The organism is Streptomyces sp. S3(2020) (assembly GCF_013044505.1).
Classification (GTDB): domain Bacteria; phylum Actinomycetota; class Actinomycetes; order Streptomycetales; family Streptomycetaceae; genus Streptomyces.
Genome location: NZ_JABERD010000239.1, coordinates 1 through 13,830 on the forward strand (window position 1 = coordinate 1; position 13,830 = coordinate 13,830).

Genomic DNA, 13,830 nt, shown 5'->3' on the forward strand with positions numbered 1-13,830 from the left:
ATGTGCATCTGCATGCCCGGCCTTCAGCGGCCTCCCACCTCCGGATCCGTGGCCAGCCGGGCATGCAGATGCACATCCCGGAACGTGTCCTGCCGCCCCGCCTCGAACATCGCGCCCCGGAGCGTCCCCTCGTAGGGGAATCCGCAGCGCTCCGCTATCCGGCAGGACGCGTCGTGGCCGAGGGCGTGGCCGAGTTCGAGGCGGTGCAGGCGCAGGTCGGTGAAGGCCCAGCGGGCGACGAGGGTGAGGGCGCGGGCGGCGACACGGTGGCCGCGGGCCTCGGGGAGGACCCAGTAGCCGATGCGGGCGACGCGTACGACGTGGTCGATCTCGTGGACGCCGACGTGCCCCAGGGTCGTACCGCTGTCCGCGTCCGTGACGCGGAAGGCGACGCTGACGCCGTCCGCCGCGGCCTGCGCGCCCGCGCGGAGCGAGGCGCGGGCGTCGTGGAGGTCGGCGATCGCCTTCAGGGGGGTGTTCCAGCGCCGGAACTCGGGGTCGGAGCGGCCGCGCAGCCAGGTCTCGGCATGGGCGTCGGACTCGGCGTCCCAGTGACGCAGGCGCAGCCCGTGGCCGAGCAGTTCGGGAGCGGGGTGGCTCGGGGACCGTTCACGTGTATGGGCCATCGGGCCATTGAATACGGAAGGAGGTCCGCCGATCACCCCTCTCCGCCGGAACATGTCATCCTCGCGGCCGGAACACCGGGATTCCCTGCCTGAAAACGACCCCCAGCGCCATGCCGGCCCGTAGCGTCGGCGGCGGGGAGTCCACCAGCTCCGTCATCATCCGCGGCCCTTCGGCGAGTTGGACGACGGCGGCGACGTAGGGCGTGCGCTCACCGAAGGGCGGCAGGTCGTTGCGGTGGACGACGGACCAGGTGTAGAGCTCGGCCCCGCCGCTCGCCGGTTCCCATGTCACGTCCTCGCTCCAGCAGTACGGGCAGAACTCGCGGGGGTAGTGGTGGGTGCGGTCGCACGCGTGGCAGTGCCGGATCAGCAGCCGCCCCCGCGCCGCCGCGTCCCAGTACGCGCGCGTGAAGGCGTCCGCCTCGGGGACGTCGAAGCGCGCGTCCATCAGAACCAGCCCAGGGCGGCGTCGAGGGACCAGCTCTGCCAGGACATCCCGAACAGGGCGACCACCGATATCAGCGCCATCATCGCGTTCTGCCCCTGCTCGGCCCAGTCGTGGATCATCAGCGTGAAGTAGAGGACGTTGAGCAGCAGCCCGCCCACCAGGGCCACCGGTGCCAGCAGGCCGGCCACCAGCCCCAGCCCCACCGCCAGCTCCGCGTACACGACGACGTACGCCATCGTCCGCGGCCTGGGTGCGACCACCACCTGGAAGCCCGAACGGACCGCGTTCCAGCGGTGCTTGGCGGCGACGTCCGCCGCCCACGCGATGCCCGTGCCGCGCTCGAACCAGCCCTTCTTGTCCTTGTGCCGCCAGCTCTCCAGCCACCACAGCCCCAGCCCGATCCGCAGCAGGGCCAGCCATTCCGCACCGGAGAGCCAGATGGAGTCCATGGATCTGACGGTACGTCAGATAAAGCCCCGCAGGGAAGACCGTGTGTTCCGCGTGAGGGAAACCTGTGTGGCGACCTCGAAGCTATGCGTCCACAATGAATACGACGAGATTGTTGGCAATGTTGTCGGCACTCACCTACGTTCGCAGACGCAAGGAGAATCGACAGCGATCCACGGCGATCTCGGGATCGTGCGAGCGAGAGGCACCACCGTGAAGCACAGGGCAGTCAAGCGCAGGAGCGTCGTGCTGGGCATCGGCGCGACCGCCGGTGTCGCGGCAGTCGGCGGCATCGCCCTGAACGCGCAGGCCTCGGACACCGACAGCGGTTCGTCCTCCTCGGACACCCTGGTCTTCGACAAGGACGCCTACACGGAGCTGACGACGACCGTCACCGACACGGAGGGCACCGAGCACTCGGTGACCTACCACTTCTGGAAGGCGATCACCTACGTCGCCGAGCCGGTGGACGAGAAGTACCAGAGCCTGGTCGTCAGCGTCCCCGTCAAGATCGACGGCAAGACGGTCGACGCCTCGAACGCGCCGATCCTGTTCGCGAACTCCGTCGGCGGGTACATGCCTTCCTCCGTGGCGGACGCCACCGGGGTCGGGGCCGGCGGCATGGCCGGCGGCGCTCCCAGCGGGGCGCCCAGCGCCTCGGCCTCCGCCTCGTCCTCCGCCGCCCCCAACGCGAACGAGAACACCAACTCCACCGGCGGTGCCACCGCGAGCAACCAGCTCCTCGCCCTCGCCGCCGGCTACGTCGTCATCGAGCCCGGCGCCCGCGGCCGCACCCTCAAGAACTCCTCCGGCGAGTACTACGGCACCGCCCCCACCGCGATCGTCGACCTCAAGGCGGCGGTCCGGTACATCAGGGCCAACAAGGGCCGCATCCCCGGCAACGTGGAGCGGATCGTCTCCGCGGGCACCAGCGCGGGCGGCGCCTTGTCCACCCTGCTCGGCGCCTCCGGCGACAGCCGGATCTACGACAAGGACCTCAAGGCGCTCGGCGCCGCCGACGCCTCCGACGCGATCTTCGCGACCGGCGCCTGGTGCCCGATCACCGACCTCGAACACGCCGACGGCGCCTACGAGTGGAACTGGGGCACCAACAAGCTCAGCACCGGCAAGCAGGTCGACCAGTCCGTCTCGAAGGAGCTCCAGGCGCAGTTCGCCGAGTACCAGGCGTCCCTGAAGCTCAAGGGCCTGGGCCGGTTCGGCACGCTGACCGCCCGGAACTACGACGAGTACCTGCTCAAGCAGTACATGGAGCCGTCCGCGACGACCTACCTCGCCGCCCTCTCGGCCGCCGACCGTGAGACGTACCTGGCCGAGAACACCTTCATCACCTGGTCCGGCGGCAGGGCGAGCTTCTCCTGGGCCGACTTCCTCACCCACGTCGGCGCCCGCAAGAAGGACACCCCCGCCTTCGACGCCTTCGACCTGTCGGCCGGCGAGAACAACGAGTTCGGCGCGGGCACCACCGAGAGCCGCCACTTCACGGCGTACGGCGCCAAGAACGACACCACCGGTCTCAGCACCAAGCGGGTCGCGAGCGACATCCCCGAGAAGCTGAACCAGATGAACCCGATGTACCACCTGGAGCGGAGGAACCCGGGCCGCTCGAAGCACTGGTGGATCCGCCTGGGCACGAACGACTCCGACACCTCGCACGTCGTGTCCGCGAACATCGCCGCCGCCGCGAACGGCCTCGGGGACGACGTCAACCACCTCTACTACTGGGACCAGGGCCACGGCGCGAACACCGACCCGGGCGACTTCATCACCTGGATCGCCAAGGTGACGGGCCACAAGAAGCGGTAGCCCCGGGCCCCGGCTGTACAGGCCCCCCGAGACGCGGTGCCGGTTTCCCGTCATAAAAACCAGGCCACCGCAGCCACGGCGCCGAGCCCCCGCGTACGCGGACTCGGCGCCGTGGCCTTTCCGCACTCCGTCGGCACAACCAGGTGACGTACGCCACGAGCCCCACCCACTCCTCCTACAGGCGTGATCAATCCGAAACCAATTCCGGTCTTGACCGAGACCCATCAACGGCATGTCTGATTACGCTCGCGCTCATGGCCGACTCCGCAGCGCCCTCCGCGTCCTCCACCGCCCGCCCCGTGTACGTCGTCGGCGGCGGTCCGGGCGGGCTCGCCGTCGCGTACGCGCTGCGGGCCCGGGGCATACGTGCCGTGGTGCTGGAGAAGTCCGACCGTGTCGGGTCGTCCTGGCGGCGCCACTACGACCGGCTCCATCTGCACACCACCCGCCGGCTCTCGGCCCTGCCGGGGCTGGCGATGCCGCGCCGGTTCGGACGCTGGGTGTCGCGGGACGACGTCGTCCGCTATCTGGAGAAGTACGCCGAGCACCATGAGCTGGAGATCGTCACCGGTGTGGAGGTCTCCCGCGTCGAACGCTCCGCCGACGGCACCGGCTGGCTGCTGCACGCCACCGGCGGCCGCGAGCTGACCGGCGCCGCGGTGGTCGTGGCCACCGGCTACAACCACACCCCGCTGCTGCCGGACTGGCCGGGCCTCGACTCGTACGCGGGCGAGGTCGTGCACGCCGCCGACTACCGCAACCCCGCGCCCTACGCCGGCCGGGACGTCCTGGTCGTCGGCGCCGGCAACACCGGTGCCGAGATCGCCGTGGACCTGGTGGAGGGCGGGGCGTCCCGGGTACGGCTGTCCGTGCGCACCGCCCCGCACATCGTCCGCCGCTCGACGGCGGGCTGGGCCGCCCAGTACACGGGGGTGCTCGTACGACGGCTGCCGGTCGGCATCGTCGACCGGCTCGCCCGTCCCATGGCGAAGCTCAGCGTGCCGGACCTGTCCGAACACGGCCTGCCCCGCCCCGGCACCGGCCTCTACACCCGGGTCCACGAGGGCGCCATCCCCGTCCAGGACGTCGGCCTCATCGACGCCGTGCGCAAGGGCGAGGTGGAGGTCGTGGCCGCCGTCGACGGCTTCGATAAGGCCGAGGCGCTCCTCGCCGACGGCACCCGCGTCACCCCGGACGCCGTGATCGCGGCCACCGGATACATCCGCGCCCTGGAGAACCTCGTCGGCCACCTCGCCGTCCTGGACGCACGGGGCCTGCCGGTGGTCAACGGCGCCCGCGCCCCGATGAACGCCCCCGGCCTCTACTTCAGCGGTTTCGTCACTCCCATCAGCGGCACGCTCCGCGAGGTGGCGATCGACGCGGAGAAGATCGCGAAGGCCATCGCCAAGGACGGGAACCGGCAGGTCTCCAGACTTCCCGTCTGACGTAGGAACCCTCAACTCGCTGACGTACTCCTTTCGTTACTCATGGGTCAGAAGTGACGAGAGAGCTGTACGGCGCCACCGCATGGGGCCAGAATGTGAGCACTGTTCATGTTCTGGCTCCACTCCAACCTCTCGCACCTGACGGAGGATGCACGTGGCACGCGAAAGACAGCTCTCCCAGCCCGCCGGGGCCTCCCGGCTCTCCCGCCGCTCCCTGCTGGGCGGTGCCGCCGCCACGGCCGGTGCCGCCGCCCTCACGGGTGTCGCGGCCTCGCCCGCCGCCGCGGCCACCCGTGAGGCCGACGTGGTCGTCGTCGGCGCCGGACTCGCCGGGCTCACCGCGGCCCGCGACCTGGTGGCGGCCGGCAAGTCCGTGATCGTCCTGGAGGCCCGTGACCGCGTCGGCGGCCGGGTCGTGAACCTGTCCCTGGCCAACGGCGGGGTCACCGAGGGCGGCGGCGAGTTCATCGGCCCCACCCAGGACCGCATCAAGGCCCTCGCCGACTCCCTCGGCGTGGACACCTTCGCCACCTACAACACCGGCAAGAACCTCCTCTACAAGGACGGCAAGAAGACCGCCTACGCCACCGACGGCCTCCTCGGCTCGGTCCCGCCCATCGACGTGGCCGGCCTCGCCAACGCCGCGATCGTGCAGGCCACCCTGGACGATCTGGCCAAGCAGATACCGGTCGACGCTCCCTGGACCGCCGCGAAGGCCGACGAATGGGACCGCCAGACCTTCGAGACCTGGCTGCGCGCCAACGCCGTCGTCCCCTCGGCCAAGTTCCTCTTCGACGTGGCCTGCACCTCGATCTTCTCGGCCGAACCCCGTGAACTGTCCTTGCTGTTCGTGCTCTTCTACATCGCCGCCGCGGGCAACGAGTCCAACGTCGGCACCCTGGAACGCCTCACCGAGACCGCGGGCGGCGCCCAGGAACTGCGCTTCGTCGGCGGCTCCCAGCTGGTGCCGATCAAGCTCGCCGCCACCCTCGGCGAGCGGGTGGTGCTGAACGCCCCGGTGCGCACCATCGCCAAGTCCGGCAGCAAGTACGTCGTGACGGCCGACGGCACCACCGTCACCGCCAAGAAGGTCGTCGTCGCCGTGCCCCCGCCGATCGCCGCGCGCATCACCTACGACCCGCTGCTGCCGGCCTCCCGGGACCAGCTCACCCAGCGGCTGCCGATGGCCTCGGTCGGCAAGGCCATCGCGATCTACGACACCCCCTTCTGGCGTGCCGACGGCCTCAACGGCCAGGTCGTCAGCGATACCGGCGTGGTCAGCTCCACCTTCGACAACTCCCCGCCCGACGCCTCCTACGGCGCCCTGATGGGCTTCATCGAGGCCGACGAGGCCCGCAAGTACGACGCGGCGAGCGAGGCGGAGGTCAAGGCGGCCGTCCTGAAGGACTACACGACCTACTTCGGCGCGAAAGCGGCCTCCCCCACCTCCTTCGTCCTGCAACGCTGGAACAACGAGACCTACACGCGCGGCGGCCCCGTCTCCATCGCGGCCCCCGGCGTCCTGACCCAGTACGGCCCGTCCCTGCGCACTCCCGTCGACGGCATCCACTGGGCCGGCACGGAGACCTCCATCCACTGGATGGGGTTCATGGACGGTGCGGTGCGGTCGGGCGAGCGGGTGGCGAAGGAGGTGCTGGCGGTGCTGTGAGCGGTGCCCGTGGCGCCGTGCGGGCGGTGCCGTCGGCGTGCTCTGCCCAACTTTGTGTGCACAGCCATTCCTGACACAGCGTCAGTTCCTTTAATCTGACACTGCGTCAGTTAATCGCTGTCACACAGGAGCGGGCGGACCGATGCTTGGATCAACCCACGGCACCCTCACCACCGACTCCCGCCGGGCCCGGGTCATCGCTTGCGGCGAGCAACCCGGGCCCGCCGTCCACGGCAGGCCGGCCGATGTCGACGACCTCGACGTCAGCGGCCGGCCGCTGTACTGCGACGTCCCCGATCTGGACCGGTTCTTCCGGCCGGAGTCGGTCGCCGTGATCGGCGCGTCCGACGGCGAGGGCCGCCCGAACACCGGTGTCACCCGGCAGTTGATCGCCTGGTCCGAGCGGGTCGGCGCCCGTCTGTACCCGGTGCATCCGAGCCGTCCGGCCGTCTTCGGCCTCCCTTGCGTGGCGTCCGTCGCCGATCTGCCCGAGCAGGTCGATCTCGCCGTGCTGCTGGTCGCCGACCCCCTTCCCGTGGTCGAGGAACTGGCCGAGGCCAAGGTGAAGTTCGCGGTCGTCTTCGCCTCCGGGTTCGCGGAGACCGGTGAGGAGGGCGCCGCCGCTCAGGCCCGGCTGGCCGCGGCCGTGCGACGGTCGGGGATCCGGCTGCTCGGGCCCAACACCAACCTCAACGCCTTCGAGCGGTTCCGCGACGACCTCGACGGACCGGCCATCGCCCTCATCACCCAGTCCGGGCACCAGGGCCGCCCCGTCTTCGCCCTCCAGGAACTCGGCATCCGCCTCTCGCACTGGGCGCCCACCGGCAACGAGGCCGACCTGGAGACCGCCGACTTCCTCTCCTACTTCGCCGAGCGGCCCGAGGTGGGCGCGATCGCCTGCTACGTCGAGGGGCTGAAGGACGGCCGCTCCTTCCTGCTCGCCGCCGACCGGGCCGCCCGCCGCAAGGTGCCGGTGGTCGCGGTCAAGGTGGGCCGCACCGAGACCGGCGCCCGCACCGCCGCCTCCCACACCGGCAAGCTGACCGGCGCGGACGCGGTGGTGGACGCGGCGATGCGGCAGTACGGGGTGATCCGCGTCGACGGTCTCGACGAACTACAGGACACCGCGACCCTGTTGGCCCGCGCCCGCCCGCCGCTCGCCGACGGGGTCGTCGTCTATTCGATCTCGGGCGGCACGGGCGCGCACTTCGCCGATCTGGCGACGGAGGCGGGGCTGCGGATGCCCACGCTCTCGGACACCAAGCAGGCCGAGCTGCACCAGTGGATACCCGAGTACCTGAACGTGGCCAACCCCGTGGACAACGGCGGCCATCCCGTCGGCGACTGGCGCGGCCCGAAGATCATCGACGCGATCCTCGACGACCCGGCGGTCGGGGTGCTGATCTGCCCGGTCACCGGCCCCTTCCCGCCCCTGAGCGACAAGCTCGTCCAGGACCTGGTGGACGCGGCCGAGCGGACGGACAAGCTGGTCTGCGTGGTGTGGGGCTCGCCGGTCGGCACCGAGCCGGCCTACCGCGAGGTCCTCCTCGGCTCCTCCCGGGTGGCCACCTTCCGCACGGTCGCGAACTGCATCACCGCGGTCCGCGCCTACCTCGACCACCACCGTTTCGTCGCCGGCTACCGCTCCCCCCTCGACGAGGCCCCGCGCACCACGTCCCCGTCCTTCCGCAAGGCGCAGGCCCTGATGCGCCCAGGTCAGCAGCTGAGCGAGCACGCGGCGAAGCAACTGCTGCGGGCGTACGGCATCCGCGTGCCGCGCGAACAGCTGGTGACCAGCGCGGCGGCGGCCGTCCGGGCGGCGGGCCAGGTGGGCTACCCGGTGGTGATGAAGGCGTCCGGCGCGCAGATCGCCCACAAGACCGAGCTCGGCCTGGTGAAGATCGAGCTCACCTCCGCCAGCCAGGTCCGGGACGCCTACCGGGAGTTGACCGACATCGCCCGCTACGAGGGCGTCTCCCTGGACGGCGTCCTGGTCTGCCAGATGGTCGAGCGGGGTGTCGAGATGGTCGTCGGCGTCACCCACGACGATCTCTTCGGACCGACCGTCACGGTCGGGCTCGGCGGAGTGCTGGTCGAGGTGTTGCGCGACACCGCCGTACGCGTGCCGCCCTTCGGGGAGGAGCAGGCCCAGGACATGTGCGGTGAACTGCGCGGGCGGGCCCTGCTGGACGGGGTCCGGGGGCGCCCCCCGGCGGATCTCGACGCGCTCGTCGAGGTCATCCTGCGGGTGCAGCGCATGGCGCTGGAACTCGGGGACGAGCTGGCCGAACTGGACATCAACCCGCTGATGGTGCTGCCCCGCGGGCAGGGTGCCGTGGCGCTGGACGCGCTGGCGGTGTGCCGCTGACATGGATACCGCCGAGACGAACATGCCCGATTCCCCCCAAGAGCCCGGAAATTCCGTTGAGTCATTGATACGGCACACCACTGACAATCACGTCTGCCGCATCACCCTCAACCGCCCCGAAGCACTCAACGCCCTCACCCCTGACCAGCGCGAACGCCTGATCCAGCTGCTCGGCGACGCCTCCGGCGACCCGGATGTGCGGGCCGTCGTCCTGACCGGCACGGGCCGGGGGTTCTGTGCGGGTGCGGATCTGCGAGGGGCGCCGGCGGCAGGCGACCGTGTCCCCGGTGACGTCGCCCGCATGATCCGGCTCGGCGCCCAGCGGCTGATCTCGGCCGTCCTCGACTGCGAGAAGCCCGTGATCGCCGCCGTGAACGGGACGGCGGCCGGCATCGGCGCACATCTGGCGCTGGCCTGCGACCTCGTGCTCGCGGCCGAGTCGGCGCGGTTCATCGAGGTGTTCGTGCGCCGGGGACTCGTGCCGGACGGCGGTGGGGCGTATCTGCTGCCCCGTCTGATCGGTCCGCGGCGGGCGAAGGAGCTGATGTTCTTCGGCGACGCGCTGAGCACCTCCGACGCCGAGCGCCTCGGACTGGTCAACCGGGTCGTGCCGGATGGGGAGTTGGACAAGACCGCCCGGGAATGGGCGTCCCGGCTCGCCGCGGGGCCGACCCGTGCCCTCGTCCTGACCAAGCAGCTCGTCAACGCCTCCCTCGACAGCGACCGCGCCACCGCGTTCGCCGCGGAGGCCGCCGCGCAGGAGATCAACATGACGACCGAGGACGCCCAGGAGGGAGTGGCGAGCTTCGTGGAGCGGCGGAGCGCGGAGTTCAGGGGGCGGTGACCCGGTCCCGGGTGAGGATCCGCAGGTCCCCCGCGTCCGGGTCGCCGAAGAGGACGAACAGTTCGGGCTCGTGCTCGGTGCCGCCGATCGTCCACAGCGTCGGCGTCCCGCAGCCGCCGCCGACGCGCAGGCCGACGCCGTCCCGGTCCAACCCCTCGTCTTCGCCCTCCTCCACTCCCTCGTCCGCTCCCTCGCCCTCGTCGCCGCGCACCAGTTCCCAGGTGCCGGTGCCCTCGCACACGGTGTAGGGCGGGTCGGCGAACCAGTCGTCGGTCTCCGACACGGCTGGCAGCGCGGTGAGTTCGGCCCGGCCGCCGGAGTGCAGCCGCAGGACCGCGCCGTCCTCGCCCCGCCATACGCCGGTGAGCTGCCCGGCGGACAGCTCCGGGGGCTCGTACTCCTCGACGACCCCGGTCTCGGTGGCCAGCACGGCGCCCCCGAAGACGACCATGAGCAGCACGAAGGAGACGCCCGCCGACAGGATCCAGGTCCCCGTGCACCCCCATGCCCGTTCGCGGGAGCGGGCGGCGCGCCGGAAGTAGGCCACGCCGAGCACCGGGAGGATCCCGAAGGCCACGAGGGCGGCGGCGGTGGCGGCGAACGGCAGGCCCCACAGCGCGGCGACGGCACCGGCCCAGACCAGCCCGAGCACCGCCGCCCACGCCTGGTGCCACAGCCACTCGGGGCCATGGACCCGGCGGACGGTGAGCCGGGCGAGCAGCCCGGCCGGCAGGGTCTGCACGCACGCGTGCAGCAGCCCCGCGAACGGCAGCCACAGGGGCGCGAGGACGAACAGACAGGCCAGCCCGAAGCCCGCGCCCATGACGCCGTAGTCGTCGCCCGTCGTGACGTCGACGAACCAGATCAGCACGACCGCCGGCAGCTGCGCCGCCCCCACCGCCGCGGCCGCGTGGACGGCGACCGGGTCCGCGGCCCGCCGGGCACTTCCGAGTTTCTGCCGTACGTCTCCCCACCCCATGAACGCAGCGTAGGCGCCTGCCCCGTGCTCGCACAGCCCTTCCCATCTGACGAACCGTCAGCTTCAATGAGGGGTGTGATGGGACAAGCAGGCATGGCCGAGGCCGCCGTCCGCTATCTCCGGTCGGCCGGCGCGGCACCCGTGGAGGCGTTGCCGCGGCCCGAGCTGCGCTGTGTCCGCGAGGGTGAACGCGCGCCGGTCGGACAGACCGAGTTCCGGCGGGTGCTCGGGAACTTCGCGTCCGGCGTGGCCGTTGTCACCTCACCCGCACTCGACAGCGAGGACGGCCCCGCCGGCTTCGCCTGCCAGTCGTTCTCCGCGCTGTCCCTCGACCCGCCGCTCGTCGCCTTCATGGTCGGCCGTACGTCGACGACCTGGCCCCGCATCGCCCGCGCCGGGGTCTTCTGCGTCAACGTCCTCGCCGCCCACCAGGGCGCGTTGTGCCGCGGCTTCGCGGTGAGCGGTGCGGACAAGTTCGCCGGCGTCGTCTTCGACGCGGCACCGGCGTCCGGCTCACCGCGCCTGGCGGACACGCTCGCGTGGATCGACTGCACGATCCACGCGGTGCACACGGGCGGCGACCACCTCATCGTGGTGGGACGGGTGGACGCGCTGGGGACGAGCGACGAGGACCGGGCGCCCCTGCTGTTCCACAAGGGGCGGTTCGTCTGAGCGGGCCCGCTCAGACCCCTGCCGGGACCATCGCCGCGGGCCGCCGCCGGATCACGAGAGCCATCAGCGCCGCCGCCGCGCACAGCGCCCCGGACGCGTACCAGATCATGTCGTACTCACCGAAGACGTCGCGCACCACACCGCCGACGAAGGCCACGAGCGCCGCCCCGACCTGGTGCGAGGCCAGGACCCAGCCGAAGACGATCGCGCTGTCCTCGCCGTAGTGCTCGCGGCACAGGGCGACCGTGGGCGGCACGGTGGCGACCCAGTCGAGGCCGTAGAAGACGATGAAGAAGAGCATCGGGGGGTGGACGCTCGGCCCGAGCAGCATGGGGAGGAACAGCAGCGAGATGCCGCGCAGGGCGTAGTACACGGCGAGGAGTCGGCGCGCGTCGAAGCGGTCGGTGAACCAGCCCGAGGCAATCGTGCCGACCACGTCGAACACCCCGATGACCGCGAGCAGCGAGGCCGCCGCCGTGATGGGCATGCCGTGGTCGTGGGCGGCGGGCACGAAGTGGGTCTGGATCAGGCCGTTGGTGGAGGCGCCGCAGATCGCGAAGGTGCCGGCGAGCAGCCAGAAGGGGCCGGTGCGGGCGGCCTTGAAGAGCACGGTGACCGCGCGGCGGGCGGCGCCCGGCACGGGATCCGGCTTGGGCACGAACTCCTTCGCCCCGTACGGCTTCAGGCCCACGTCGGCCGGGTGGTCGCGCAGCAGCAGCCAGACGAAGGGGACGACCGCGAGAGCGGCCAGCGCCACGGTGACGGCCGCCGGGCGCCAGTCGTGCTTCTCGACCATCCAGGACAGCACGGGCAGGAAGATCAGCTGGCCGGAGGCGGAGGCGGCGGTCAGGATGCCGGTGACCAGGCCGCGCCGTTCGGTGAACCAGCGGTTGGTGACGGTCGCCGCGAACGCCAGCGCCATCGAGCCGGACCCCAGACCGACCAGCAGGCCCCAGCACAGCAGCAGCTGCCAGGCCGCCGTCATCCACACCGTCAGCCCCGACCCGGCCGCGATCACGGTCAGCGCCACGGCGACGACCCGGCGGATGCCGTAGCGGTCCATCAGCGCGGCCGCGAAGGGGGCGGTGAGCCCGTACAGCGCGAGGTTGACCGAGACGGCCGCGCCGATCGTGCCGCGCGACCAGCCGAAGTCCTCGTGCAGCGGGTCGATGAGCAGTCCGGGCAGCGAACGGAAGGCGGCCGCGCCGATGATCGTCACGAAGGTGACGGCGGCGACGAACCAGGCACGGTGGATGCGGGACGGCTTCTTTCCCGTGCGGGGCGCCTGCGCGGCGGCTTCGGTTGTCTGGGTCACGACATAGAGCTTCCGACCTGTGGCTCTCCCGATCGAGTGGCCCGAAGGACAGCATTCGTTAGGATCGGGCCATGGCCACCTCCGAGGAAGCGCTCCGCCCGCACCGCGTCGTCGTCCTCGCCATGGACGGCCTGCTCCCCTTCGAGCTGGGCATCCCGCACCGCATCTTCGACCGCCCCAGGGACAGCCTGGGGCGGCGTCTGTACGAGGTCGTCACCTGCTCGATCCGGCCACCGGGCCCGGTCCGCACGGACTCCGACTTCGACGTCATGGTCGCCAACGGCCCGGAGGCCCTCGCCACCGCCGACACCGTGATCGTCCCGGCGTCCTACGAGTTCGGCCCGGTCTACGACGACGGTGTCCTCACCCCCGAGCTGGCCGCCGCGCTCGCGCACATCCGGCCCGGCACCCGGCTCGCCTCCATCTGCACCGGCGTCTACGTCCTCGCCGCCGCGGGCCACCTCGACGGCCGCCCCGCCACCACGCACTGGGCCGACGCCGAGCGCCTCCAGCGGCTCTTCCCACGGATCAAGGTCGACCCGAACGTCCTGTACGTCGACGACGGCGACGTCCTCACCTCCGCGGGCGTCGCCGCCGGCATCGACCTGTGCCTGCACATGGTGCGCCGCGACCACGGCACCGCCGTCGCCAACGCGGTGGCCCGACGCACGGTCGTACCGCCGCACCGCGAGGGCGGCCAGGCGCAGTACATCCGGCGCCCGGTACCGGAGCCCCAGCTGGCCACCACGACCACCGCCCGCGCCTGGGCGCTGGGCCGCCTCCACGAGCCGATCCAGCTGCGGGACATGGCCGAGCAGGAGTCGATGTCCGTACGGACCTTCACGCGCCGCTTCCGCGAGGAGGTCGGCATCAGCCCCGGGCAGTGGCTCACCCAGCAGCGGGTGGAGCACGCGCGGCACCTGCTGGAGTCCACCGACCTCTCCGTCGACCAGATCGCCCGCGACGCCGGCTTCGGCACGGCCCAGTCGATGCGCCAGCGCCTACAGACGGCGCTCGGCGTCACACCCACCAGCTATCGGCGCACCTTCCGCACGGGGAGCGGGGTCAACGGGTAGGTCCACCACCGCGCCCGCGACAGGGCCAGCCGACCCGGCGATCTCGTCAGCCCGCCCCTCCACGGCACCGGCACCGGCACCGGAAAACGCCCCCGCCGCCTCCCTCCGCGCCTCTCC

12 protein-coding genes are annotated in these 13,830 nt (G+C 71.6%); 7 read left to right on the top strand and 5 right to left on the bottom strand.

Annotated features, from left to right (window positions below):
- Positions 1-23: 23 nt before the first annotated feature.
- Genes HLK59_RS42255 through HLK59_RS42265 form a run of 3 tightly spaced genes read right to left on the bottom strand, consistent with a single transcriptional unit; the run spans position 24 to position 1,523 of the window.
- A complete protein-coding gene (locus HLK59_RS42255) occupies positions 24-626 on the bottom strand; it encodes a GNAT family N-acetyltransferase (protein WP_171146979.1) in 603 nt (200 codons plus the stop codon).
- A 55-nt stretch (positions 627-681) separates the two neighbouring features.
- Complete coding sequence (locus HLK59_RS42260) at positions 682-1,074, bottom strand: OB-fold domain-containing protein (RefSeq protein WP_171146980.1); 393 nt, start codon at positions 1,072-1,074, stop codon at positions 682-684.
- Positions 1,074-1,523 (bottom strand): DoxX family protein, encoded by a 450-nt coding sequence (locus HLK59_RS42265; protein ID WP_171146981.1) that lies wholly within the window; start codon positions 1,521-1,523, stop codon positions 1,074-1,076. The genes HLK59_RS42260 and HLK59_RS42265 overlap by 1 nt, the downstream gene beginning before the upstream one ends.
- A gap of 211 nt (positions 1,524-1,734) precedes the next feature.
- Here HLK59_RS42265 and HLK59_RS42270 point away from each other — a divergent pair, with 211 nt between their 5' ends.
- The 5 genes from HLK59_RS42270 (at position 1,735) to HLK59_RS42290 (ending at position 9,671) form a co-directional block, all read left to right on the top strand.
- Positions 1,735-3,345 carry a subtype B tannase gene (locus HLK59_RS42270; RefSeq protein ID WP_346779942.1) on the top strand — a complete coding sequence of 537 codons (1,611 nt, stop codon included), beginning with the start codon at positions 1,735-1,737 and terminating at the stop codon, positions 3,343-3,345.
- Between the two features lie 254 nt (positions 3,346-3,599).
- Positions 3,600-4,790: an NAD(P)/FAD-dependent oxidoreductase gene (locus HLK59_RS42275; protein WP_171146982.1), complete on the top strand. Its 1,191-nt coding sequence runs from the start codon at positions 3,600-3,602 to the stop codon at positions 4,788-4,790.
- 148 nt (positions 4,791-4,938) lie between these two features.
- On the top strand, positions 4,939-6,459 hold the full coding sequence (locus HLK59_RS42280; RefSeq protein ID WP_206328248.1) for an FAD-dependent oxidoreductase: 1,521 nt from the start codon (positions 4,939-4,941) through the stop codon (positions 6,457-6,459).
- 142 nt (positions 6,460-6,601) lie between these two features.
- Positions 6,602-8,827, top strand: coding sequence for an acetate--CoA ligase family protein (locus HLK59_RS42285; protein ID WP_171146984.1), 2,226 nt, complete (start codon positions 6,602-6,604; stop codon positions 8,825-8,827).
- Between the two features lie 22 nt (positions 8,828-8,849).
- Positions 8,850-9,671 (top strand): enoyl-CoA hydratase, encoded by an 822-nt coding sequence (locus tag HLK59_RS42290; protein ID WP_171146985.1) that lies wholly within the window; start codon positions 8,850-8,852, stop codon positions 9,669-9,671.
- On the opposite strand, the gene HLK59_RS42295 is transcribed toward HLK59_RS42290, so the two are convergent.
- Entirely contained in the window at positions 9,658-10,650 is a 993-nt protein-coding gene (locus tag HLK59_RS42295; RefSeq protein ID WP_240982959.1) for a hypothetical protein, read from the bottom strand. The genes HLK59_RS42290 and HLK59_RS42295 overlap by 14 nt on opposite strands.
- Before the next feature lie 78 nt (positions 10,651-10,728).
- On the opposite strand from HLK59_RS42295, the gene HLK59_RS42300 reads away from it, so the two are divergent.
- Entirely contained in the window at positions 10,729-11,322 is a 594-nt protein-coding gene (locus HLK59_RS42300; RefSeq protein WP_171146986.1) for a flavin reductase family protein, read from the top strand.
- Between the two features lie 10 nt (positions 11,323-11,332).
- Here HLK59_RS42300 and HLK59_RS42305 read toward each other — a convergent pair whose 3' ends face one another.
- Positions 11,333-12,637 (bottom strand): MFS transporter, encoded by a 1,305-nt coding sequence (locus HLK59_RS42305; protein WP_171146987.1) that lies wholly within the window; start codon positions 12,635-12,637, stop codon positions 11,333-11,335.
- Between the two features lie 71 nt (positions 12,638-12,708).
- Between HLK59_RS42305 and HLK59_RS42310 the strand changes: the two genes are divergently transcribed.
- Positions 12,709-13,713 (top strand): helix-turn-helix domain-containing protein, encoded by a 1,005-nt coding sequence (locus HLK59_RS42310; protein WP_171146988.1) that lies wholly within the window; start codon positions 12,709-12,711, stop codon positions 13,711-13,713.
- Positions 13,714-13,830: the final 117 nt, after the last annotated feature.